This is a genomic window from Lacticigenium naphthae DSM 19658 (assembly GCF_000425865.1).
Lineage (GTDB): Bacteria > Bacillota > Bacilli > Lactobacillales > Carnobacteriaceae_A > Lacticigenium > Lacticigenium naphthae.
On record NZ_AUEG01000001.1, the window covers coordinates 269298 to 293375 of the forward strand.

Here is a 24078-nt window from a genome sequence, read left to right on the forward strand (position 1 = left end):
AAATTAAAAATTTTCGTAGTTTGTTTCTTTTCGTTTCCAAAGAGGTAGTTCTATATTTTCATACAAAATTGGATCTAAATTAGTTACTGTTATTCCTAATAATCTTATCCCTCTTTGTAGAGTATTATTTTCTTCCCAAAGATCTTGAGCAATATAACTTAGTTGTTCTTCATCTTTAATATAATAATTCATCGTTTTCCTTCTTGTAATGGTTTCAAAGTCGCTATACCGGATTTTTAGAACAGCTGTTTTTCCATGTTTTTTTACTTTCATTAAACTTTCTATAACTTGTTTCGCTAATTCGCTTAATGCTGATCTTATTTCAGATTCTGTTTTCAAATCTTTTGAAAAGGTTGTTTCTTTTCCAACTGATTTCCGATTTCTATCTGGAGAAACAACGGAATGATCAATTCCTCTTACTTTAAGATATAATGAATAGCCCATTTTCCCAAAACCTTTGATCAATTTCATTTCGCTCATTTCGTATAAATCTTTTCCATTATAAATCGATAATTCATGCATACGCTCCACTGTTTTTTTACCCACACCATAATATTTTTCTATAGGCAAAGTCATCAAAAATTCATGGGCGTCTTCCGGAGTGATGGTAGTTATTCCTGACGGTTTTTTATAGTCAGAGGCTAATTTGGCAATGAATTTGTTATAAGAAACACCGGCGGAACTTGTTAACCGCGTTTTTTCCCAAATTTCTCTTTGGATTTGATGTGCAAGAACCGTTGCACTTTTAATTCCTTTTTTATTATTTGTAACATCTAAATAGGCTTCATCCAGAGATAAAGGCTCAAAAACATCTGTATAACTTTTAAAAATTTCTCTGATTTCCTTTGAAACATCTCGATACAAATCATAATGTCCGGATATAAATATCCCTTTAGGACAAAGTTCATAAGCCTTTTGTGCACTCATAGCTGAGTGAATACCGTATTTTCTAGCCTCATAACTTGCGGTCGCGACAACACCCCTACCTCCACTTTCCTTTGGATGTTTTGCAATAATAACTGGTTTTCCCTCGAGTGAAGGATTTTCTCTTATTTCTACAGAGGCAAAAAAAGCATCCATGTCAATGTGAATGATTTTTCGGTTGGTTTCTATCTTAGGATCATCAAAAGTCAATACGCCATATTTCATAGACCGTCCCTCCTCACTCTATTATAAAACACACATTCCTAAAGAGCTATGCAGATAATGAAAAAAGTCTGGATTCGATATCCAGACTTCCTTATTCCATTGTTGAGTTCTTTTCGTTTGATTACAGTAATCCTTCTAGATTGATTTCTTGAAGAGATACGTGTGTTGTTTGAGCTTTTACTGATTCATAATTAAAATAATCGTTTGGCTCTAGGCTCATTATATCTGCTACTTGGCTATAATACTTCGCAGGAATTTGTCTCTTCCATTTAAATTGAATAAAAAAATCCCATAAATCTACGGGCTCTATTTCAGTATATCCAGATTTCATAAAATCAGCAACTTTGTATTTAATCCAATATTCGTACATTGAAAAAGAATAAAGAGGCGGTTGAGACATAAGACATCCTCCTTCAAAAATTAAATAAAAAGAGTTGAGACACGTGCCTCAACCCTTTTTATTTAAAAGAATAGTTTGTAGAATCTTTTTTATACTATTATTCAGCAGAATCAGTTGGGCGGTTGTTACCTAACTCTTCAGTTGATGTAACAGTTGATGATCCTTTTTCCACTACCTTGGAAATGGCACGTCTTTCAAAAGTTAAATAGATGCCTTCACAATCAAGAATAACTGTGTGTGCCTCTGTATTTACTTCATCTATGATACCGTTTAAGCCACCGATAGTAACAACACTATCTCCTTTTTCCAGAGAATCAAGCATTTTCTGAGTTTCTTTTGCTTGTTTTTGTTGCGGACGAATCATCATAAAATACATAATTCCGATAATTACTACGAAAGGTAAAAAACTAAAAATAAACTCCATTATTCATTCCTCCATTTTCTTACGATACTTTCTTACCATAACAAACTTTTTTTGAAATTACTACACTTAATTATAGTGTTATTCTACTTCTTTGCCTCATAAATCGATTAAACATCCAACAATAAATCTTTAAAAATTTTTCGCATTCAGTTCATTGTATCCATATTCTTCAAAGAAACTTTCTCTAAATTCTAACAATTCGTCATTTCTTATTGCTTCTCTCACTTTTTTCATCAACTGTAGGAGGAAATAGACATTGTGGTAACTCGTTAGCCGCATTCCAAAAGTTTCATTTGATTTAATCAAATGACGAATATAAGCTCTTGAATAATTTCTACATGTATAACAGTCACAATTTTCATCTAAAGGTCTAAAATCTCTCTCAAATTGTGCGTTTTTTATAACAACGCGACCTTTACTCGTCATCGTTGTCCCGTTTCTAGCAATTCGAGTAGGAAGAACGCAATCAAACATGTCCACACCCTTGAGTACGCCATCAATAAGAGAATCAGGCGTCCCGACTCCCATGAGATATCGTGGCTTGTTTTCAGGTAAGAGAGGGAGTGTATAGTCAAGCACCTTATACATCTCTTCCTTCGGTTCTCCAACAGAAAGACCACCAATGGAATATCCAGCAAAATCCATTGAAACTAAATCTTTAGCATGTTGCATACGAAGATCTTTATATCCAGCTCCTTGAACAATTCCAAACAATCCTTGTTGCTCTGGTTTTTTATGTGCTTTCAATCCTCTTTCAGCCCATCTTGTTGTTCGTTCCATAGATTTTTTTACATAGTCGCGGCTTTCATCAAAGGGAGGACATTCATCGAAACTCATCATGATATCCGGACCTAATTTATTTTGCACCTCTATAGCTTTTTCAGGTGAAAAAAACAGTTTCGACCCGTCAAGATGACTCCGAAAATGGACCCCTTCTTCAGTGATTTTTCGGTTATCGCTAAGCGAGAAGACTTGGAAGCCACCAGAATCAGTCAGGATTCCTTTGTTCCAGTTCATAAATTTGTGTAGCCCACCAGCCTCTTCTACAATATCAGCTCCGGGGCGCAACCATAAATGATAGGTATTGCTAAGTATAATACCTGCTCCCATTTCTTCTAATTCTTCAGGAGCCAGTGTTTTTACCGTTGCCAGTGTCCCAACTGGCATAAACATAGGTGTTTCAAAGGTCCCGTGGGGTGTGACAATTTCGCCCAAGCGTGCCCCTGTTCTTTTATCTTTTTTAATAAGGCGGTATTGAATTGGTTTTTCAGACATTTTTTCACTTCCATTACATAATTTATTAACAATTTTATAATTATACCATTAGTCAAACTGGATTAATAGCTTTTTACACATGTTACTTCTTAACCAATGCCTTTAAAGTAGGTTTTTTAATCCATTTCCGGTATTCCTTCTTTCTTTCCTTGCATTAAAAGTATAAAAGTGATTTCCCTCAGACATCGAAGTTTTGTAAAACAACAACTTGTTTTAGAATGGGCAACACTATTTGGATCAACTCTCTTGTATTCACAATTTTTTTATTTTACAAACATGGCGTCCCCAAAACTGAAAAACCGATATTTTCCATTCACTGCATGTTGATAGGCTTCTAATACAAATTCTCTCCCAGCAAATGCACTTACCAACATGATTAATGTCGATTTGGGTAGATGGAAATTTGTAATAAAAGCATCTACTACACTAAATGTATATCCTGGTGCAATGAATATATCCGTCCATCCACTGTCAGCTCTAAGTTCTCCTTGATATTTTGTTCCAATTGTTTCCAAAGTGCGAATAGATGTTGTTCCAACAGCGACAATTTTATTCCCATTTTTTCTTGTTTCATTTAATATTTCTGCGGCTTCTTGGCTTAGTTGATAGAATTCTGAATGCATTTTGTGATCTTCAACATTCTCGACACTAACTGGTCTGAAGGTCCCTAAACCAACATGAAGAGTTAAAAAGACCAGCTTTACGCCTTTTCCTTTTATTTCTTCTAGTAACTCATTAGTGAAATGTAAACCTGCAGTAGGGGCAGCCGCTGAACCGTTCTCTTTTGCATAAACTGTTTGGTATCGCTCCTGATCCTTTAATCGCTCTTTAATATAAGGAGGTAACGGCATTTCTCCAAGTGACTCTAATACCTCAAGGAAGATTCCTTCATAGGAAAATTCAATTATTCTCCCACCATGTTCAAGTTCTTCTACTATTTCCCCTTTGAGCCTTCCATCTCCGAAGGTTACCTTTGTACCTTTTTTTGCTCTTTTTGCCGGTTTAACAAGGGTTTCCCATTTGTCTCCCGCAACGTTCTTCAATAAGAGCAATTCTAAATGACCATCGGTTTCAACTTTCTGACCATACAAACGTGCTGGGAGAACACGCGTATTATTCATTACTAAAGCGTCACCTGTTGATAATTCTTTAATAATATCTGTGAACTGTGTGTCCACGATTTCTTTCTCTTTTGAATCTAGAATCATTAATTTAGAACCTGAACGATTACTTAATGGGGTTTGTGCAATTAATTCTTCTGGTAATTTATAGTCAAAATCTTCAGTTGATAACATAAAATACTTTTTCTCCTTTTATTTTCTACGGATTAGTAGGAAAGGGTATGTTCATATGCTCATAACCTCGAGCAGTGACCATTCTTCCACGGGGTGTTCGTTGAATAAATCCAACTTGAAGTAAATAAGGTTCAATCATATCTTCTATTGTTTCTGTATCTTCACTAATATTAGCTGCTAAAGTAGATAACCCTACTGGGCCCCCACTATACATTTGGATCATTGTCATGAGTAGTTTCTGATCGACTGAGTCCAATCCTTCCTTATCTACCCTTAACAATTCTAAAGCTAGTGACGCTGCATTTTTCGTGACTGTTCCATCACCTTTAACTTGAGCAAAATCCCGCACCCTCTTCAGTAGCCGGTTAGCTATTCTTGGAGTTCCTCTTGATCGTCTAGCGACCTCTAGTGAACCTTCTGCATTTATAATCGTATCGAGCACTTCCGCAGATCGCAATACAATTTTATCCAGTTCTTTAACTGTATAATACTCCATGTGTGCTAGAATACCAAATCGATCTCTGAGAGGCGCAGATAGTAGCCCTGCTCGCGTTGTTGCACCTATTAAGGTAAAGGGAGGCAGAGGGAAATGAACTGGATGAGCCGACGGTCCTTGCCCCACTATGATATCTATATAAAAATCTTCCATCGCAGAGTACAAGATTTCTTCTACCATACGAGGAAGACGATGAATTTCGTCTATAAAAAGAATATCACCAGGATTTAATTCATTTAGCAAAGCAACCAAATCCCCTGATTTCTCAATAGCAGGGCCACTCGTTGTCCGAATTTCCACATTCATTTCATTCGCAATGACCATAGCAAGCGTTGTCTTCCCAAGTCCGGGCGGTCCATAAAGTAATACATGATCCAATGCTTCTTCTCTTTTTTTTGCTGCTTCAATATAGATCGAGAGCTCTTGTTTTACTTTTTCTTGACCTATATATTCTTTTAACCTTTGTGGACGAAGAGATTGTTCAATTGAGTCTTCATCTAGCTGGACTTCTGTCGATACCACGCGTTCATCCATTTCTATCCCTCCTCTCTACCTTATTTTTTCATTAATAGTGTCAAAGCATTGCGAATGTATTCGTCTGTGGATTCATACGATTTTTGCTCGAGAATTTTTCTTACTCTTTTAATTTCTTTCAAATTATATCCTAGAGCACTCAAGGCTTCCAAAGCTTCTTCTAATTCTTGATTTCCTCGCTCTAAACTTTGGAAATAAGTAGTGTCTTCCATTCCAACTGATAAAGCCAGTTCGCCCAGTTTTCCTTTCAAATCTAAAACCATTTGCGCAGCTGTTTTTTTACCAACGCCAGGAAATTTCATTAGAAACTTTACATTTTCTTCTTCGATGGCCTGAATCAATCCATAATGATCTTCATTAGCTAATATAGCTAGACCACTTTTGGGTCCGATTCCGGATACATTGATCAGTTTTTTAAAGAGCTGTTTTTCCTCATATGTCCGGAAACCAAAAAGCAATATGGAATCTTGGTGAACATCTTGATAAACATAAACCACAATTTCATTCCCTATTTTAAATCGATACGGATTTGCTGCATGAACTAAGTAGCCAACACCTTGTACATCAATTACAATGGCGGTTGGTGTAATAGTTTCGATTGTTCCTTTCAAATATTCAAACATAGCTATCTCCATTTCATTAAGCAAAAGTCACTGTATATTCCTCTCACATTTTACCATATTTCATGGTAAGATTCATCATTACTCTATTTTACTTACTATTTGCACTGCAAAAAAAAAAGAAGAACAGAATGGATTATACTGTCCTTACTTTTAAATGAAAAACTCTAATCAAAACAACTTTTTGTATTCACTGTATCCTTCTTTTTCCAAATCTTCGACGGGTATGAATCGTAAGGCAGCTGAATTGATACAATACCTCAATCCTCCAGCTTCTTTAGGGCCATCAGGAAAAACATGTCCCAAATGAGAATTGCTCTCTAGGCTTCGTACTTCTATGCGTCTCATTCCAAATTTCTTATCAACTTTTTCTTCAATGCCTTGTTTTTCAATTGGCTTAGTAAACGAAGGCCATCCACACCCTGCATCATACTTATCTTTGGACGAAAACAAGGGTTCTCCACTGACCACATCTACATATATGCCTTCTTCATAAAAATCGTCATATTCTCCAGTAAACGGTCTTTCAGTAGCATTATTTTGTGTTACTTCAAATTGCTGTTTTGTCAGTCTGTTTTTTAATTCTTTTTCTGAATAATTTGATTTCATAATTCATGGCTCCTTATTCTTTATCAAAGATGCTTCCTAAAGCATCTTTGGCATTATCTAAAGCATTATTTGATTGCGAACTAGGCTTCTTTGTAGATCCACCTAGTACGGAGGACAATATATCTCCAATATCTGAGGAGGGGGATTGTTTTCTAACACTACCACTTAAATCACCAAGTAAATCAGAGACACCTGATCCCGTCATCTGATTGCTTGAACCACTTCTCTTCGCTAACATACTAAGTGCCAATGGCGCTAGCATAGCTAAAATTGATTTCACTTTAGGCGACTCCACTCCCGTCTTTTGAGAAAGACGGCTTTCAACCTCTTGTTCATTTGATCCAAAAGCCATGTCTAATAATTGATTTCCTTCCCTTTCCTCAGCTTGTTGGAAGAAATTCGATAAATGATCTGTATCATCATCGGAATGTTTTGACACAGAAGATGCCAATTCTGCTGATACTTTTTCATCTTGATTCGTTCGTTGATTTAATCCTTCCATAATCATTGGGAGTCCCATTTGAGCAACTTTTTGAACTTCTGTTGTATTCACCTGAGTTTTTTTTGCTATGGGATCTAAACTATCCTGATTCATTAACTGATTCATAATTGTAGACACAATATCCATATGCTCTCTCCTCATTCATATTTATTTAATTGTATGTCAAATTTTCAAGTAAAAGCAAATAAGAGGCTTATCCTTATCCGTATAGAAAAAACTCACTAAAGTAAACTTTAGTGAGGATCTTGTATACGTTTAAACATTTTCTCCATATCAATAGTTGAAAAATGAACGATAACTGGACGACCATGAGGACAATTATATGGATTTTTTGTTTGCTTCAGTTCTTCTAGCAAAGCTCTAGCCTCCAAATCACTCAAATAGTGATTCGCCTTAATTGAGCGTTTGCAGCTCATCATGATGGCAGTAGCTTCTTTGAATTTTGCTAAACTAAGTTCCTGCTTTTCTAAAAGAAAATCGATCATTTCCTTAACTGTATCTTCTTCTTGACCATGTTTAAACCACGAAGGATGTGCTCGCATCAGAAAACTATTTTGTCCAAAATCTTCTAAGAAAATACCAGCTTCTTCCAAAGTTACTTTGTACTCTTTGATCACAAGAGCATCATTTACTGGATAATCTAATACGATCGGCGTCAACAGCTCTTGTAAAACTGTGCCTTCCTCTGCAATCGTTGAACGATAATACTCGTACTTGATTCTTTCCTGTGCTGCATGCTGATCAATGAAAAATAACCCTTCTTCATTTTGTGCAATCAGATATGTTCCATGCATTTGACCGATATAATCTAAACGAGGAAATGGTTTTTCCCCATCAGTCTTTTTCGCTTTATTTTCCATAAGTCTATCGACAATAGCAAGTGTATTTTCATTATCATGAATTTTTTCGCTTCTTTTTGTAAGTTCACCTTGTTCACTTAATGAAGTATCTTGTTTTTGATGATCCTCTTCATTATTTTTGTTTACAAGTATGGATGCCTTCGATTCATCCACTGTAGTATCCAGCTCATCTTTTCTATTTTCCTTGAAATAGTTGAGTTTATTTTGATCAGTCAACTCATTATTCTCAATAAACCTAATATTTTCTTGATGGTAGGTGTTTTTGTTGTGCTGAGACTGTCCACTTGTAATGTTTTCTAATGCATTTGGGATGCGTCGAGTGGGACTTATGGCTTTACTTACTGCTTCTTCCACTAGTCGAGCAAGCTCTTTTTCATCACTGATACGAATTTCCTGTTTAGTAGGATGGACATTTACATCTAACAACAGTGGATCCATATCAATTTTCACTACCGCTACTGGATATCTTCCAACCATCAATTTAGAACCGTAGCCTTTTACCACAGCATTCCTTAATAAAAAATTATTTATATATCTTCCATTTACAATTAAAGTGATATACCTTTTAGACGCTCTTGTCAGTTCAGGTAAAGAAACGAACCCTGCAACAGAAAAATTTAAATTGGTATTTTGAATAGTTCTCATTTTTTTCCCAGCGTCTACTCCATATATTCCTGCTATTGCTTGCCGGGTTTCTCCATTTCCTGGAGTTTTGATCAGGTGATTTCCATCATGTATCAGATGAAAAGAAATAGTGGGATGAGCTAATGCTAACCTGTTCACTATATCTGTAATATGCGCTAGTTCTGTTTGCAGTGTTTTAAGATATTTTAGTCGTGCAGGAGTATTGAAAAAAATATTTTCAACTACCACTCTAGTTCCTTTTCTGCTCGAACTGGATATATCCTCAACAACTTCCCCACCAATTAAAACCATTTTTTTGCCATTCGAACCTTCTACAGCTGTCTCGATCGTCATATGTGAAACCGAAGCAATACTTGGTAGTGCTTCCCCTCGAAAGCCAAGTGAACGAATACGAAATAAATCTTCATCTGAGTGTATCTTACTTGTTGCATGACGTTCAAAAGCTCTTGCAACTTCGGCTGAGGGGATCCCTTCTCCATTATCTCGTACTTCAATTTTATTCAATCCAGCTTCTTCCACTATGACTGTAATATGTGTGCTTTTTGCATCAATAGCATTCTCAACTAGTTCCTTAACAACTGAGGCAGGCCTTTCGATGACTTCTCCTGCAGCAATTTGATTCGCTAAAGTAGGAGACAGAATTGAAATTCTCATACTCTTCCTCCATCCTCGTTTAATTTCCCTTGCAAACGATTGATTGTATTTAGAGCTTCCAGAGGTGTTAAATTAATTAAAGAAATATCCTTGATCTCATTTAATACTGTTTCTTCATTCGGATTCTGTGCAGAGAACAACGAGAGCTGATTTTCTTTAAGAGTCTCTTTTTCGGAACGAGAAATTTCTTCATACTCGGTGTCCATTTCTTTTATTTTATTTTTATTTTCTAAAACACTTAAGACTTGTTCTGCTCTAGATAACAAAGAAATCGGTAAACCTGCTAATTTAGCCACTTGGATACCGTAACTTTTATCAGCTGAACCCTCCATCATTTTATGAAGGAAAACTAAGTTTCCATCCTCTTCAATAGCTCCTACATGAATGTTTTTTAATCGATTTAATCTCGTTTCTAATTCAGTTAATTCATGATAATGAGTAGAAAACAAAGTTTTTGCACCGATATTTTCATGAACATATTCAATTATCGCCTCAGCTAAGGCCATCCCATCAAATGTGGCTGTTCCTCTTCCAATTTCGTCGAAAAGTAACAGGCTTTTTCTAGTTGCTTGAGTTAATGCCAAGTTAGCTTCCATCATTTCCACCATGAAAGTACTTTGACCACCAATTAGATCATCCATGGCTCCTATACGCGTAAAAATCTTATCAAACAAAGGTAAAGACGCTTTTTTTGCAGGTACAAAGCTTCCCATTTGAGCCATCACAACAGTTAAGGCTAACTGTCTCATATACGTGCTTTTCCCGGACATGTTAGGCCCTGTGATCAGAAGAATATCGACATCTTGATTAAATAAAACATCATTAGGGACATATGATTGCTCACCTAAAACTTTTTCGACTACAGGATGACGTCCATCTTTAATTTCAATTTCTTCATTCGTACTATGAAATTCAGGTCGAGTGTAGTGGTACTGTTCTGCTATTGATGCAAAGGATTGTAGAACATCAATTTCTGCAATAACTTTTGCTAAAGATTGAATTGCTTCTAACTCTTTTTTTACTTCTTCTCTAATTTCTAAAAAAAGACTATATTCTAAAGCTTTCGATTTTTCCTCAGCTTCTAATATTAGACTTTCTTTTTCTTTAAGCTCTGGGGTAATAAATCGTTCTGCATTCGTCAATGTTTGTTTCCTGTCGTATGTTCCCTCAGGTAACTTCTGCAAATGAGATTTCGTTATTTCTATATAATAGCCAAAAACTTTGTTAAAACCAATCTTCAGGTTTCTTATCCCCGTCTTATCTCTTTCTTTTTTTTCTAACTCCGCAATCCATTTTTTTCCATTCCGCATGGCATCTCTGTATTCATCCAGTTTAGAATTAAATCCATCTTTGATTAATTCCCCATCAGTTATCGATTGGGGAGGTTCATCCATAATTGCTCCTTCAATCAAAGTAGAAATATGTCTTACAGAAACAAGTTTTCCTAACTTTTTTTCCCAAATTTCATCATTCATCAACGAAATTGTTTCTTTAATGATAGGGATTTCATTCAAGGAATAATTTAATTGTTTGAGTTCTCTACCATTTACATTACCAAAAGCTATTCTCCCAGCCAATCTCTCTAAATCATAAACATTTTCCAAATGATCAACCAATTCTATTCTTTCAAAAAAGTGATTCAACAGAGAGGCGACAGTATCTAGTCTTTCCTCAATTTCTTTCTTTTGGATCAATGGCTGATTTATCCATTTTTTTAAGAGTCTACCACCCATGGCTGTTTTTGTTTCATCTAGTAACCACAACAATGTCCCTTTTCTAGATCCATCTCTTAACGATTCGGTCAGCTCTAAATTTCTTTTTGCTGCTTTTCCCATTTGCATAAAATGTGCCGCTTCATAATTTTCTGCTTCTTGCAAATGATCCAAACTGCGCATTTGTGTTTCATATAAATAACCGACTAAGTGTGATAGAGCAGTCTGTTGTGCTATCGGGAAATCTACTGGAATATGTTTATCTAATTCAGCCTCGCTTTTTTTTGAAGTATACGTTGATATATATAAACCTAGATTCTTTTCAATCTCATTTTGTAATTCGAGATATTCTCCCTCAGGAAAAACAATCTCTTTTGAATGGATACTGAATAGTTCATTTAATAAATCTTCTTTTGAATTTAAACTCGTAACCTTGCATTCACCTGTAGATAAATCTGCATAAGCTAAATGGTAAGATTCATCTATATAGATTGCAGATAAATAATTGTTCTCTTTTGCTTTCATGTTCTTTGACTCAATTACTGTACCCGGAGTAATTAATTGAACAACTTCTCTTTTTACCATTCCTTTAGCTTCTTTAGGATCTTCAACTTGTTCACAAATTGCAACTTTATAGCCTTTTTCTATTAACGTATCAATATGTTGTTGTGCTGAATGGTATGGCACTCCACACATAGGAATAGGTTCATCTGCATTTTTATTCCGACTTGTTAAAGTTAATTCCAATATCTTAGAAGCTTTTATAGCATCTTCGTGGAACATTTCATAAAAATCACCTAGACGATAAAATAAAAAAGCATCCGTATAGTTTGATTTAATTGAATGATATTGTTCCATCATTGGTGTCATTTTTGTTTTTTGAGGCATCTTTTCACCCACTTAAATGATTTATTAATTAAAAAATGGTGTGTCCGAATCAATACGTATCGTTTCGATTGATTTAGCTTTTCCAGTTTTGTCATCTAATTCTATATAGCATCCATTTATTTGTTTTCTACCTTCGTCAGGAACTTCAAAACGGACTGGCATTTGTGTCATAAACTTATAAATAACTGGCTCTTTCTTTACACCGATTATACCATCATAAAAACCTGTCATTCCAGCGTCTGTTAAATAGGCTGTTCCCTCAGGTAATATTCTAGCATCATTCGTTTGTACATGTGTATGTGTTCCGATTACAGCAGAAACTCTTCCGTCAACATACCATCCAAAAGCCAGCTTTTCACTTGTCGTTTCCGCATGAAAATCGATGAAAATGATAGGCGTTCTTTCTTGTGCTTGCTTTATCAACTCGTCAGCTTTTCTAAAAGGATCATCCAAATCCATAGTAAATGTTCGTCCATGAAGATTTATTACAGCAATTTCAAGATGATTGATTTTTACATATACAATTCCTTTTCCAGGAGTTGAATCTTCAGGGTAGTTTGCTGGTCTGATCAATTTTTTTGCATCGTCAATAAATTCAAAAATATCTTGATTATCCCAAGTATGATTCCCCATTGTTACTACATCAACGCCTGCTTGCAAAAATTCTTTGTAATTTTTTTCAGTGATCCCCCGACCATTCGCAGAATTTTCACCATTTAATATTGTTAATTGTGGTTTATATTTGTTCTTTAATTTGGGTAGATATTGTTCAACCATTTCTCTTCCAATAGAGCCTACAACATCACCGATAAATAATAATTTCATTTATTTTTCCTCTTTCCATTCAACTGTTTCTATTTTAGCAGTTTTGGATGATAAATCAAAATGAGGCGAGGAGCATTCCCCGCCTCATTGATTAAATTTTATTTCGCATATTCAATGGCTCTAGTTTCGCGTATGACCGTTACTTTAATATGTCCTGGATAATCCATTTCACTTTCTATTTTCTTACGAACGTCTCTTGCAAGTTTTGATGTCATCACATCATCAAGTTTTTCGGGTTTAACAATGATTCGTATTTCCCGTCCAGCTTGAATAGCATAACTTTGTTTTACACCTTCAAAACTATTAGAAATACTTTCTAATTTTTCTAAACGATGTAGATAGTGTTCAAGTGACTCACTTCTTGCTCCTGGTCTAGCAGCTGATATAGAGTCAGCAGCTTCAACTAAAACTGCAATAGTCGATTCTGCCTCGACATCTCCATGGTGAGAAGCAATTGCGTTAACCACAGTATTGTTTTCCTTGTACCTCATTGCAATTTCTGCTCCGATTTCTACATGAGATCCTTCCACTTCACTGTCTAACGCTTTTCCAATATCGTGTAACAATCCAGCTCTCTTGGCTAAGTTGACATCTTCACCCAACTCCGCTGCAAGAATACCAGCTAACTTGGCAACCTCAATAGAATGGTTTAATACATTTTGGCCGTAACTTGTGCGGAAATGTAGTCTTCCTAGAATCTTAATCAAGTCTGGGTGAATAGAATGAATTCCCACTGTGAAAGTAGCTTCTTCTCCTATTTCTCGAATTCGTTCATCCATTTCTTTTCTAGATTTCTCAACCATTTCTTCAATTCTACCTGGATGAATTCTACCATCTTGAATTAATTTTTCTAATGTCATTTTAGCAATTTCTCTTCGAATCGGATCATATCCACTCAACACTACTGCTTCAGGAGTATCATCAATAATTAAATCCATTCCTGTCAGCGTTTCGATTGTCCGGATATTCCGCCCTTCTCTCCCTATGATTCTACCCTTCATATCGTCATTTGGTAAATTCACTACGGAAACAGTTGTTTCGGAAACTTGATCAGCCGCACATCTCTGTATAGCTTGAGTAACCAAACTTTTCGCTTTTTTATCTGCTTCATTTTTAGCTTTTTCTTCTGATTGTTTAACCATTACGGCAACATCATGAGATAGAGCCTCTTCTGTTTGATTAAGAATAATTCCTTTTGCCTCTTCTTTAGTTAATGCAGCAACTTGTTCTAGTTTTTTCTCTTGTTTCTCAACTAATTCAAGTGCTTCAGCTTCTAAAGCATCAATTTTTCTTTGCTTCTCTGTCAGACGTTCATCTCGAGATTGCAAAGAACTTTCTCTTTTATCCAGTGTTTCACTTTTTCGGTCCAAGCTATCTTGCCTTTGATCCAAACGATTTTCTTGTCTAGACACTTCTGAGCGACGTTCTTTTAGCTCAGCATCAATTTCTGCTCGATATGCATGAATCTCTTCTTTTGCCTCCAACAACGCTTCTTTTTTTAGTGTTTCAGCTTCTTTGTTTGCATCTTCAATTATACGAGAAGCTGTATTTCTAGAATCAGACAAGCGTTGATTGTAATTTTTTTTGCTGATCGCAAAACCGAGTCCAAAACCTACTATTAAAGTAACGATAGCGAAGGCTAAAGTTAGTATATCCATTTGATCACCTCCGTATCATTATTTTTATTTCTTTTTAAATGCTAAATTGTTTGAAAGATTTTAAAAAATAAATTTAACACATAATATAATTTTATAGTTATCTTCCTTTTCTGTCAACCTGAATAAATATTTTCCAGTACAATTACTCCCTAATCTATATAAAAAAAAACAAAAATGAAGTTGCCTTCCTTCTTAAAGGAAACCTTCTCCATTTTTGTATAATCCTGATTGATTTCTTTTAAAGTACACTTATATTGTGCAATATTTATTGTCTATTTGACGTCTATTTCTTCTAGTGATTCTTCTTTTGGTTTTTTAGGAGTTTCTTCCGGTGCTTCTCCAAAACCGTAAGCATACCGTACTTTAGCTTCAATTTCATTTCTAAATTCAGGATTTTCTTCCATATAGCGTTTAGCATTTTCTCTTCCTTGGCCTATCCGTTCATCACCATAAGAATACCATGCTCCAGCTTTTTTGATGATTTCCATGTCTGATCCCATATCAACTAATTCGCCAACTTGTGAGATACCATATCCGTACATCATGTCAACTTCTGCCACTTTAAATGGAGGAGCAACTTTATTTTTAACTACTTTTATTTTTGCGCGGTTTCCCATTACATCTGTTCCATGTTTAATAGTTTCCGCTCTTCTGACTTCAAGTCGGACTGTAGAATAAAATTTAAGAGCACGTCCGCCTGGTGTAGTTTCTGGATTACCAAACATTACTCCTACTTTTTCCCTGATTTGGTTGATAAATAGAGCAATTGTTTTGGTTTTACTTATTGAACCAGAGAGTTTTCTCAAGGCTTGGGACATTAACCGAGCTTGCAACCCTATATGTGTATCTCCCATTTCTCCTTCAATTTCAGCTCTGGGCACTAATGCTGCTACTGAGTCAATTACTACGATATCTATAGCACCACTTGAAACAAGCGCATCAGCAATTTCTAAGGCTTGTTCCCCAGTATCTGGTTGAGACAAGAGTAATTCATCAACATCTACCCCTAACGCACGGGCGTATTTAGGGTCTAATGCATGCTCTGCATCGATAAAGGCAGCAGTTCCTCCGTATTTTTGAACAGAAGCAATAGCATGTAAGGCTACAGTTGTTTTACCTGAACTTTCTGGACCATATACTTCAATTATTCTACCTCGAGGGTATCCACCCACACCTAGAGCTACGTCTAAAGCTAGAGATCCACTCGGGACTGTAGAAACCTCAAAGTCTATTTTTTCTCCCATTTTCATGATGGATCCTTTTCCATAACTCTTTTCGATTTTTTTTAATGCAGCTTCTAACGCTTTTTTACGGTCTTCTGACATTTTTTATATTCCTCCTTGGGAATTTTCATTTAGAAATTCCAACCTCAATAAACTTATTCTATCTTTTCTCTTCAAAGAAATCAAGCCAAAACAGAACAATTGTTCGATTTTATTTTTCTGTCTTTTCTATTATATCCACTATCTCTAAATTCAAGATTAACCGACGAATCAATTCTAATGCGTTAAGGACTGATCGATTCCGATTTTTACTTCTTTGATAGGGAAAGTGAAATTCTTTCGCAAATGGTGTTTTTTCATCAAACGCAATCCCAACCCAAACAGTTCCGATATCTTTATTTTCTAACAACCCAGGACCTGCTACGCCGGTTAGTGAAACACCGATTTTAGCATCATATTTATCTTTTATTTTTTCCGCCATCTCTATTGCACATTCTGAGCTGACTACCCCAAAATCCTCTATAGTTTTTTTGTCGATCCCGAGCATCTCTTTTTTTGTTCTTTCGCTATAAGTGACCATGCCGCCTTCACAAATCGAGCTTGCCCCTGACCCTTGCGTTATACTACTTAAAAAAGCTCCTCCTGTTAAACTTTCTGCTGCTGTTATGGTTAATTTGTTTTCTATCAATAAATCTTTAACGACTTCTGACAAGCTTTTATCACCATATCCAAAATGGAAATCTCCTACAAGATATACTATTTCTTTTACAATCCCATCAATAAACTGATCACATTGTATATTCGTAGATCCATTTGCAGTTATTCTTACTGACAGGTCACCTTCATGAGCATAAATAGCTATTGTAGGATTAGTCTGTTTCTCAATCAACTCATCTAGTTCTTCAGCTAATTTCGCTTCAGTCAATCCAAAAAAACGAAGAGTTTTCGATTTAAAAATGTCTTGATTTAAAGTACGTTCAATTAATTTTGGCATGACCTCTTCACCAAACATTGGTTCTAATTCACTTGGTGGTCCAGGTAATACTACATAGGTTATATCATTTAGTTCAATGAACATCCCTACAGCCATTCCAGTTTTATTCTTTAAGATAGAAGAACCTTCTATTACCAATGCTTGAAGTTGATTGTTTTCTGGCATAGTGAGCCCCGATTCTTCATGAAATGATATAATTTTATCTTCCGTCTCTCTATCTAAAACAAGAGGAATATTTAGAAAATTCGAAAGTACCATTTTCGTTCGATCATCTTTTGTAGGACCAAGTCCGCCCGTGAGAATTACGATATCTGCTCTTCTGGTAGCAACTTCTAACGTATCTTTTATTCGTTCATCATTATCACCGACAGTTATTTGATGATACACTTCAATTCCAAGAGAAGCTAACTCCTTTGAAAGAAAAGCAGCGTTTGTATTGACAATTTGTCCCAGTAATAACTCTGTTCCAACCGTAATGATTTCTGCTATCATTTATTTTCCTCCATATACATAAGTACGTATTTCTTTGTAGTTTATTTTATCATATAATACACTTACTATTTTATTCGAAAGACGTGCATTCAAAAAAACAGAAACTGTTTAAACAGTTTCTGTTTTCCGTTAGTCTATTTAAAAAGAATCAGCAAATACTTTTCTGTTTTTATAGAAATAGTCTATCCCCGAATAAAGAGTGAAAAACAAACAAATATAGAGTAATATTTGCGCCATCGGAATTCCGATAGCGTTAAAAGGGAAATTATTTAAAAACAGTAATACGATCGCCAACATTTGAGTTGCCGTTTTAATCTTTCCAGGCCAAGCTGCTGCTAAGACCATACCACCTTGTTCGACCAAGAGTAATCTTAACCCTGTTACTGCCAACTCACGGCACACAATTAAAGCAACTACCCAGGCTGGAGCAAGTTCTAATTCAACTAAGAGTATAAAAGCAGTCATCACTAACATTTTATCAGCTAATGGATCAGCAAACTTCCCAAAATTAGTAACAATTCCTTGTTTTCGGGCAATTTTGCCATCCAACCAATCTGTTATGCTTGCGATTGAAAAAAGAAAAGCTGCTAAGAACAATTGCAAAGAGATAGAAGATCCTGCAATCATATAATTGGCTCCATTTACTGGGAAAACAACTATCCCTATAAATAGGGGGATAATTAAAATTCTAAATACTGTTAATTTATTGGGCAAGTTCACAAAAATATCCTCCAGTTTCTAAACATTTCTTCAAATTTAAGGATTGATTTGGAATTCAATATCTTGTCTAACTATTCCTTCCGCTTCCGGAGCATATTCTACTACTTGTTCTCCAATAGTGATGACAGTAGCTGAAGCATTTCCGATGACCAAATTTACAGACTTGTTATTTGAACCAATTGTCGTCTGTAGTGATTGACCGTCTGTGATTAGTCCCTGTTCGATTTCTGAACCATCTACTTTAATGCTCACCCAACTATCCCCATTTTCAGCTGTTAGAGAAAGGCTAATGTCTTCATTCACAGAAGTTAAAGTATAAATAGTCGACGAACCATTTGATGATTCTAATTGTAACGATGGATCCTCAGTCTCTTCTTCAGAAGAATCTTTGTCTTTTTCAGTTTCAGTTTCATCAACATCTTCTTGCATTGAATTTTCTTCATTATTTTCTTCAGGGTTTTCTTCATTTTCTTCAGATGTATCAACTACAATATTAGTTGTTTCGTCTTCTACAAAAAACGAGTTTTCAGAATCACTATTTGTACGGATAGCAAAATAGATAGCCAATACAATAGTCATAACTAAAAAAACTACAAGTATCGTAGGGAGATTATCTTTTATGGAATCTCCAAATGAGGACCCTCGAGATTGTGACCTTGTTTGCGTACTTGTCAATTTTTCAGTGTACGGTTGATCCTTAGGTCCAGGAATATAGTCCGTATATTCAGATAAAAGATTTTCGCCATTTAACCCGACAGTATCCGCATATTGTTTTATAAATGCACGTACATAAAAGTTTCCAGGAAGAACATCTAAGTTTCCTTCTTCAATTGCAACTAGATACCGTTTTTGAATTTTGGTAATTTGCTGTAAATCATCTAACGTATATCCTTTTTCTATTCTTGCTGCCTTAAGCTTTTCGCCTACTTCACTCACGTATACTCACCTACCCGTTTCATTTCATGAGTTCTTGTAACCATATCAAAAAAATTATAACATATATCACACGGTCCGTATAGGGACAATCTTTTCAAATTGGCCAACCTCCACTAATAGTGATGGCTTGTCCCGTTAAATAACCTGATTCTTTTTGCAAAAGCTGTTTAACCCAAAAACTTATATCTAAGGGATCTCCCATTCTACCCAACGGAATATTTTGCGTTAGTTCTTCTCTTTCACTTACTGTTAATTGTTGATTCATTTTGGTTTCAATAGCTCCTGGCAGAACCGCATTTACTGTTATTCCTAAACTCGCAACTTCCTTACTATATGCTTTAACAAAGGATACTTGAGCCCCTTTAGTTGTACTATAAAATACTTCCATTGCACTTCCATATTCCGCATAGACTGAGCTGATAAAAACAATTCTACCTTGTGAGGACTTAGAAAGTTTTTCCTGTAAGAGCTGTATTAATCTAACCGGGGTCTTCACATGGACTTTCCACATATCATCCATAGCTTGAGACGAAAGTTGATCTAAGAGATTGTAGTCTGTGTATCCATTTGCAAAAACTACTCCATCCAACGAGAATATCCCCTCTACGAAAAAACCGATTTTATCCTCTTCAGTCATATCCAACTGGTAACCAAAAAACTCCTGATCTGTATACGCCTCACTAAATTCTCTGACGAGTCGATCGACCCTGTTCATTTGGGTGTTAGCGTGGAGATATAATGACCAACCATCCTCAGCTAATAATTTGGCAATAGAAGCCCCGATATCTCCACTTGCTCCCATAATCAATACATGTTTCATTTGATCTCCTCTTTCAATAGTACAAAAATCAGTACAAAAACTGCTACTCTTTTCCGGTTAATTTCATTGAATACAGGAATGCCTGATCGTCTTTTTATTACCATAAATCCTATTTGATTTTCCAATTAGATAATGGAGACTAGCTTGTTCTTATCTGTAAATACTTCATTATAAAGATAGAATTCTCAAACATTCAATTAGATAAACAAATGTTTAACTTCTGAAAAACGACTTCCTGCTTACTCTATAATTGAAAGAAATACACGGAAACTACATTGATTTAGCATAACAGTAAAAAACCTTGACATTAAAAGCATACTATTGGTTCTCTTGTACTCTTGATCTTTATAACCGATTTTACTTCTTACTTATTTTGAGTATGCTTCAGTCAAATCTTTTTACATGAAGTCAATATTGGTGAAAAGATCATCTAATGGACCTCCATCCTTAAAAAGACACCCTGAAGCTCACTCTGCTATTCAATTCACTTAATTTTAAGATAGTACTACAGCCTGACCATCTTTTTCTTCGGAACTAAGCATCTTTTTTTCAATTTCATACTTACGAATTCCTATAGATTTTAAACACTGATCTATATTACTACATGATAACCACAAACAAAGAATTATTCCACAAAAAAAGCTGGGAAAGCCCAGCTTTTTTTTAAATAGTTATTTTGATTTAATATATGTTTTACCATTTGCTGCAGGTCCTCTTGATTTACCAATTACAAATACTAAAGCTAAGATTGTAATGATATAAGGAGCAACTTGCAACCATACTGAAGGAATATCTTGGATCACTGGAATATAATTACCTGTTACAGCTAAACTTTGTGCAAATCCAAAGAATATCGCTGCTCCCATAGCTCCTAAAGGATTCCATTTACCAAAGATCATAGCTGCCATTGAAATAAACCCTTGACCAGCTATAGTAGAAGCGGAGAAGTTACTTGCGATCGCTTGAGCTTGAATTGCTCCACCCATACCTCCCAAGAAACCTGAAAGTAAAACACCAGCATATTTCATTAAGTAAACATTAATTCCTAATGTATCAGCTGCTTGCGGATGTTCTCCAACGGAACGTAAACGTAATCCGAATTTAGTTTTGAATAATAGGAACCAACATAAAATAGCAATTCCGATACCTACGAAAGCAGGCAGGGATGTATTTGTAAATAAAATTGGCCCAATGAAAGGAATATCTGAAAGTACAGGGAATGTGAAGAAACCAAACCGTGCTTTTATAAAATCTGTTTGTCTAGCACCATAAATAATATTTGTCAAAAATACGGCTAAAGCTGGTGCCATTAAATTAATAACCGTTCCCGATATGATATGATCTGCACGCCAGTGCACTGTTGCTACAGCATGGAAAAAAGAAAATACAAATCCAATTGCTCCACCGACCAACATTCCTATCCAAGGGGTTAGAGATCCGAAAGTATCCGCCATTGCAAGGTTAAATACGACTGAAGAAAAAGCACCCATCACCATAATTCCTTCTAACCCCACATTGACAATCCCACTTCGCTCAGAGAAAGTACCTCCCAAGGCTGTTAGTATCAAAGGAGCAGAATAGATTAAAGCTGATGCGATAACATTTTGTAAAACAGCAGTTACATTCATTCTTTATCCTCCTTCTTATCTGCTTTTTCCGTTCCGGATAAAGACTCTGGTGTTCCACTCGCTTTATCAGAATCATGTTTTTCTATAGGTCCAGCAGTTTTCTTTTTATTTCTTTCAAGGAAAAAGCGAATGACATAATTTGCTCCTACAAAGAAAATTATAAAGGCAATTACTATATCAACTACTTCACTTGGTACACCTACTGCTAAAGGCATACTTGAACCACCAATTTTTAAAGCACCAAATAATAAAGCAGCAAATATGATCCCAATAGGATTACTCAAGCCGAGTAATGCAACAGCCAATCCATCAAAACCTAGGGTAGGGACGGCACCTTGAACAAATACATTTTGGAAATTACCCAAACCTTCCATTGCTCCACCAAGTCCTGCCAACGCTCCACTTAATAACATGGAAACAATGATTGTTCGTTTTGTGCTCATTCCTGCATATTTGGAAGCCATCGGGTTTAATCCAACAGCCCGAATTTCATAGCCCGTTGTTGTTTTCTTAATTAATACCCAAACAAGAAATGCCATTATTAAAGAAATAAATATTCCCGCGTGCAATGTTGAATTATTAGTTAAATCAGTCAGCCATTCCATCCTTAAGCTAGCAGCCTCAGGAATTCTTGGAGTTGAATCATTTGAATCTGTCATTACATTTCTAATTAAATAATTAACAGTATATAGCGATGTATGATTAAGCATGATTGTAACAATAACTTCACTTACTCCAAAAAACGCACGTAAGAAACCTGCAATACCTGCCCATAAAGCACCCGCTAGAACACCTGCTAAAATACTGAGCGGCAATAAAATTGGACTAGGCAGACTAGGAAAAGATATAGCAAACCAAACTGATCCCGTCCAACCAAGTAACGCTTGTCCAGCAACTCCGATATTAAAGAACCCCGCAATGTTCGCTAAAGCAAAGCCTAAAGCTGTCATTATTAACGGAGCAGTTTGTCTCAATGTTTCCCCGATATAGAATGGAGTCCCAAAAGCCCCTTTGAACATTGCACTATACCCTTCAATCGGATTGAAGTTAAATACGAGCATAATAATTGCGCCTATGAGAAATCCCATTAAAACAGACAGAATCGGGACGAGTAAATTATTTAAAGTTTGTCTTTTATCATTCATGAATTGTTTCCTCCTCTGCTGTTGGATTTTCGACAGAAGCTCTCGCTTTTTCTAAGGAAGATCCTGCCATTAGCAAACCTAATTCTTCTTCTGATGTTTCTTCAGGTTTAACGATAGCAGCAATTTTTCCTTCATACATAACAGCAATTCTATCTGAAACATTCATAACTTCGTCCAATTCAAAACTTACTAATAATACCGCACGATCATTATCCCTTTGTTCAATCAAACGTGAATGAATATACTCGATTGCTCCTACATCTAATCCTCTAGTAGGTTGTGCAGCAATCAGTAAAGAAGGATTTCTATCCACTTCTCTTGCGATAATCGCTTTTTGCTGATTACCTCCGGAAAGTGAAGCGATTGGTTCAGAAACAGATTGTAGCCGGACATCAAACTCTTCAGCCAATTTTTCAGCATAACTACGCATTTTACCCTGATTCAGAAAACCATTCTTACTTAATGGCTCTTTGTAATAGGTCTGCAAAGCCATGTTTTCTTCCACAGACATAGGTAAGACTAATCCTACTCTATGACGATCTTCAGGTATATGTCCCAATCCAGATTCTGTAATTTTTCGCGGTACATTATTTTGAATTTCCTTACCTTGTAATGTTATCTTTCCACTTTCCACTTTTGTCATTCCTGAAATAGCCTGAATTAATTCCGATTGCCCATTGCCATCAATTCCCGCAATTCCCAAAACTTCTCCAGCATGAACTTCTAGTGAAAGTCCTTTTACTTTTTCAATCCCTCGAGAGTCTTTAACTGTGATATTATCTACCGAAAGAATTGTTTCTTTTGGTTCGGAGGGTACTTTATCTACTTTAAATGAAACAGAACGGCCGACCATCATATTTGCAAGCTCTTGTTGACTTGTTTCCTTGACGTTTACTGTATCTATACTTTTCCCTCTCCGTATAACCGTACATCTATCTGCAACTCGCTTAATTTCATCCAGTTTGTGGGTAATAATAATAATAGATTTTCCTTCTTTTGTTAATGAGCGCATAATTTTAATTAGTTCGTCAATTTCTTGAGGAGTCAAAACTGCTGTTGGTTCATCTAAAATTAAAATTTCTGCTCCACGATAGATTACTTTTAAAATTTCCGCACGTTGTTGCATTCCTACTGTAATATCCTCAACTCGAGCAGAAGGATCAACTATCAATCCATAGCGATCTGAGAGTTCTTTAATTTCTTTCCGCGCTGATTTTTGATCTAAAAAACCTGATTTTGTTTTTTCACTACCTAAAATAATGTTTTCCGTAACAGTGAAATCATCTACCAGCATAAAGTGCTGATGCACCATGCCTATTCCTAAAAGATTAGCAGCGTTAGGTGAGTCAATCGTCGCTTTCTCACCGTTGACCAGTATATCACCAGATGTTGGTTCGAGTAATCCAGATAAGATATTCATCAAAGTCGATTTCCCTGCTCCATTTTCGCCTAGAAGAGCGTGGATTTCTCCTTTTTTAACACTTAAATTAATATTGTCATTCGCTTTAAAATTACCGAATTGTTTAGTAATTCCACGCATCTCAATAACATTTTCAATTTGTGACACTGTCCCT

The 24078-nt window shown here is 35.8% G+C and carries 21 protein-coding genes; all 21 read right to left on the reverse strand.

All coding sequences use genetic code 11. The features are described from left to right. Positions 1-3 precede the first annotated feature (3 nt). A complete protein-coding gene (gene dinB, locus H626_RS0101315) occupies positions 4-1149 on the reverse strand; it encodes a DNA polymerase IV (protein ID WP_035618149.1) in 1146 nt (381 codons plus the stop codon). A 121-nt stretch (positions 1150-1270) separates the two neighbouring features. Then, entirely contained in the window at positions 1271-1549 is a 279-nt protein-coding gene (locus H626_RS0101320; protein ID WP_027107727.1) for a post-transcriptional regulator, read from the reverse strand. 97 nt (positions 1550-1646) lie between these two features. Further along, complete coding sequence (gene yajC / locus H626_RS0101325; RefSeq protein ID WP_027107728.1) at positions 1647-1973, reverse strand: preprotein translocase subunit YajC; 327 nt, start codon at positions 1971-1973, stop codon at positions 1647-1649. Positions 1974-2102: 129 nt separating this feature from the next. Next, positions 2103-3248 (reverse strand): tRNA guanosine(34) transglycosylase Tgt, encoded by a 1146-nt coding sequence (gene tgt, locus H626_RS0101330; protein ID WP_027107729.1) that lies wholly within the window; start codon positions 3246-3248, stop codon positions 2103-2105. A gap of 263 nt (positions 3249-3511) precedes the next feature. Beyond that, a complete protein-coding gene (queA, locus tag H626_RS0101335; protein WP_027107730.1) occupies positions 3512-4543 on the reverse strand; it encodes a tRNA preQ1(34) S-adenosylmethionine ribosyltransferase-isomerase QueA in 1032 nt (343 codons plus the stop codon). Between the two features lie 25 nt (positions 4544-4568). Beyond that, a complete protein-coding gene (gene ruvB, locus H626_RS0101340; protein ID WP_035618152.1) occupies positions 4569-5573 on the reverse strand; it encodes a Holliday junction branch migration DNA helicase RuvB in 1005 nt (334 codons plus the stop codon). 20 nt (positions 5574-5593) lie between these two features. Beyond that, positions 5594-6196, reverse strand: coding sequence for a Holliday junction branch migration protein RuvA (gene ruvA, locus H626_RS0101345; RefSeq protein ID WP_027107732.1), 603 nt, complete (start codon positions 6194-6196; stop codon positions 5594-5596). A gap of 168 nt (positions 6197-6364) precedes the next feature. Next, positions 6365-6802, reverse strand: a complete 438-nt coding sequence (gene msrB / locus H626_RS0101350) for a peptide-methionine (R)-S-oxide reductase MsrB (protein ID WP_035618156.1) — start codon at positions 6800-6802, stop codon at positions 6365-6367. Between the two features lie 13 nt (positions 6803-6815). Next, positions 6816-7430 (reverse strand): DUF937 domain-containing protein, encoded by a 615-nt coding sequence (locus tag H626_RS0101355; protein WP_027107734.1) that lies wholly within the window; start codon positions 7428-7430, stop codon positions 6816-6818. A 107-nt stretch (positions 7431-7537) separates the two neighbouring features. Continuing rightward, on the reverse strand, positions 7538-9463 hold the full coding sequence (mutL, locus tag H626_RS0101360; protein ID WP_027107735.1) for a DNA mismatch repair endonuclease MutL: 1926 nt from the start codon (positions 9461-9463) through the stop codon (positions 7538-7540). Continuing rightward, positions 9460-12063 carry a DNA mismatch repair protein MutS gene (gene mutS, locus H626_RS0101365; RefSeq protein ID WP_027107736.1) on the reverse strand — a complete coding sequence of 868 codons (2604 nt, stop codon included), beginning with the start codon at positions 12061-12063 and terminating at the stop codon, positions 9460-9462. Before mutS ends, mutL begins: the two co-directional genes overlap by 4 nt. Positions 12064-12087: 24 nt before the next feature. Next, positions 12088-12888 carry a TIGR00282 family metallophosphoesterase gene (locus H626_RS0101370; RefSeq protein ID WP_027107737.1) on the reverse strand — a complete coding sequence of 267 codons (801 nt, stop codon included), beginning with the start codon at positions 12886-12888 and terminating at the stop codon, positions 12088-12090. Positions 12889-12986: 98 nt separating this feature from the next. Beyond that, entirely contained in the window at positions 12987-14546 is a 1560-nt protein-coding gene (gene rny, locus H626_RS0101375; RefSeq protein ID WP_027107738.1) for a ribonuclease Y, read from the reverse strand. A 272-nt stretch (positions 14547-14818) separates the two neighbouring features. Then, positions 14819-15871 carry a recombinase RecA gene (gene recA / locus H626_RS0101380; RefSeq protein WP_027107739.1) on the reverse strand — a complete coding sequence of 351 codons (1053 nt, stop codon included), beginning with the start codon at positions 15869-15871 and terminating at the stop codon, positions 14819-14821. Between the two features lie 109 nt (positions 15872-15980). Further along, positions 15981-17255 (reverse strand): competence/damage-inducible protein A, encoded by a 1275-nt coding sequence (locus H626_RS0101385; protein ID WP_027107740.1) that lies wholly within the window; start codon positions 17253-17255, stop codon positions 15981-15983. A 138-nt stretch (positions 17256-17393) separates the two neighbouring features. Then, complete coding sequence (gene pgsA, locus H626_RS0101390) at positions 17394-17975, reverse strand: CDP-diacylglycerol--glycerol-3-phosphate 3-phosphatidyltransferase (RefSeq protein WP_027107741.1); 582 nt, start codon at positions 17973-17975, stop codon at positions 17394-17396. Positions 17976-18011: 36 nt separating this feature from the next. Next, the gene (locus tag H626_RS0101395) at positions 18012-18911 is read right to left on the reverse strand and encodes a helix-turn-helix domain-containing protein (protein WP_027107742.1); all 900 of its coding nucleotides are present in this window, start codon (positions 18909-18911) and stop codon (positions 18012-18014) included. A gap of 94 nt (positions 18912-19005) precedes the next feature. Next, entirely contained in the window at positions 19006-19731 is a 726-nt protein-coding gene (gene ymfI, locus H626_RS0101400; RefSeq protein WP_027107743.1) for an elongation factor P 5-aminopentanone reductase, read from the reverse strand. 671 nt (positions 19732-20402) lie between these two features. Next, positions 20403-21359 carry an ABC transporter permease gene (locus H626_RS0101405; protein WP_027107744.1) on the reverse strand — a complete coding sequence of 319 codons (957 nt, stop codon included), beginning with the start codon at positions 21357-21359 and terminating at the stop codon, positions 20403-20405. Further along, positions 21356-22504, reverse strand: a complete 1149-nt coding sequence (locus tag H626_RS10345) for an ABC transporter permease (RefSeq protein WP_051237698.1) — start codon at positions 22502-22504, stop codon at positions 21356-21358. The genes H626_RS0101405 and H626_RS10345 overlap by 4 nt, the downstream gene beginning before the upstream one ends. After that, entirely contained in the window at positions 22497-24071 is a 1575-nt protein-coding gene (locus H626_RS0101415; RefSeq protein ID WP_027107745.1) for an ABC transporter ATP-binding protein, read from the reverse strand. The genes H626_RS10345 and H626_RS0101415 overlap by 8 nt, the downstream gene beginning before the upstream one ends. Positions 24072-24078 lie beyond the last annotated feature (7 nt).

Bases quoted from the DNA above. Each gene is read 5' to 3' on its own strand.
- dinB (WP_035618149.1), bottom strand. From the start codon at position 1,149: ATGAAATATGGCGTATTGACTTTTGATGATCCTAAGATAGAAACCAAC.
- H626_RS0101320 (WP_027107727.1), bottom strand. From the start codon at position 1,549: ATGTCTCAACCGCCTCTTTATTCTTTTTCAATGTACGAATATTGGATT.
- yajC (WP_027107728.1), bottom strand. From the start codon at position 1,973: ATGGAGTTTATTTTTAGTTTTTTACCTTTCGTAGTAATTATCGGAATT.
- tgt (WP_027107729.1), bottom strand. From the start codon at position 3,248: ATGTCTGAAAAACCAATTCAATACCGCCTTATTAAAAAAGATAAAAGA.
- queA (WP_027107730.1), bottom strand. From the start codon at position 4,543: ATGTTATCAACTGAAGATTTTGACTATAAATTACCAGAAGAATTAATT.
- ruvB (WP_035618152.1), bottom strand. From the start codon at position 5,573: ATGGATGAACGCGTGGTATCGACAGAAGTCCAGCTAGATGAAGACTCA.
- ruvA (WP_027107732.1), bottom strand. From the start codon at position 6,196: ATGTTTGAATATTTGAAAGGAACAATCGAAACTATTACACCAACCGCC.
- msrB (WP_035618156.1), bottom strand. From the start codon at position 6,802: ATGAAATCAAATTATTCAGAAAAAGAATTAAAAAACAGACTGACAAAA.
- H626_RS0101355 (WP_027107734.1), bottom strand. From the start codon at position 7,430: ATGGATATTGTGTCTACAATTATGAATCAGTTAATGAATCAGGATAGT.
- mutL (WP_027107735.1), bottom strand. From the start codon at position 9,463: ATGAGAATTTCAATTCTGTCTCCTACTTTAGCGAATCAAATTGCTGCA.
- mutS (WP_027107736.1), bottom strand. From the start codon at position 12,063: ATGCCTCAAAAAACAAAAATGACACCAATGATGGAACAATATCATTCA.
- H626_RS0101370 (WP_027107737.1), bottom strand. From the start codon at position 12,888: ATGAAATTATTATTTATCGGTGATGTTGTAGGCTCTATTGGAAGAGAA.
- rny (WP_027107738.1), bottom strand. From the start codon at position 14,546: ATGGATATACTAACTTTAGCCTTCGCTATCGTTACTTTAATAGTAGGT.
- recA (WP_027107739.1), bottom strand. From the start codon at position 15,871: ATGTCAGAAGACCGTAAAAAAGCGTTAGAAGCTGCATTAAAAAAAATC.
- H626_RS0101385 (WP_027107740.1), bottom strand. From the start codon at position 17,255: ATGATAGCAGAAATCATTACGGTTGGAACAGAGTTATTACTGGGACAA.
- ymfI (WP_027107743.1), bottom strand. From the start codon at position 19,731: ATGAAACATGTATTGATTATGGGAGCAAGTGGAGATATCGGGGCTTCT.
- H626_RS0101405 (WP_027107744.1), bottom strand. From the start codon at position 21,359: ATGAATGTAACTGCTGTTTTACAAAATGTTATCGCATCAGCTTTAATC.
- H626_RS10345 (WP_051237698.1), bottom strand. From the start codon at position 22,504: ATGAATGATAAAAGACAAACTTTAAATAATTTACTCGTCCCGATTCTG.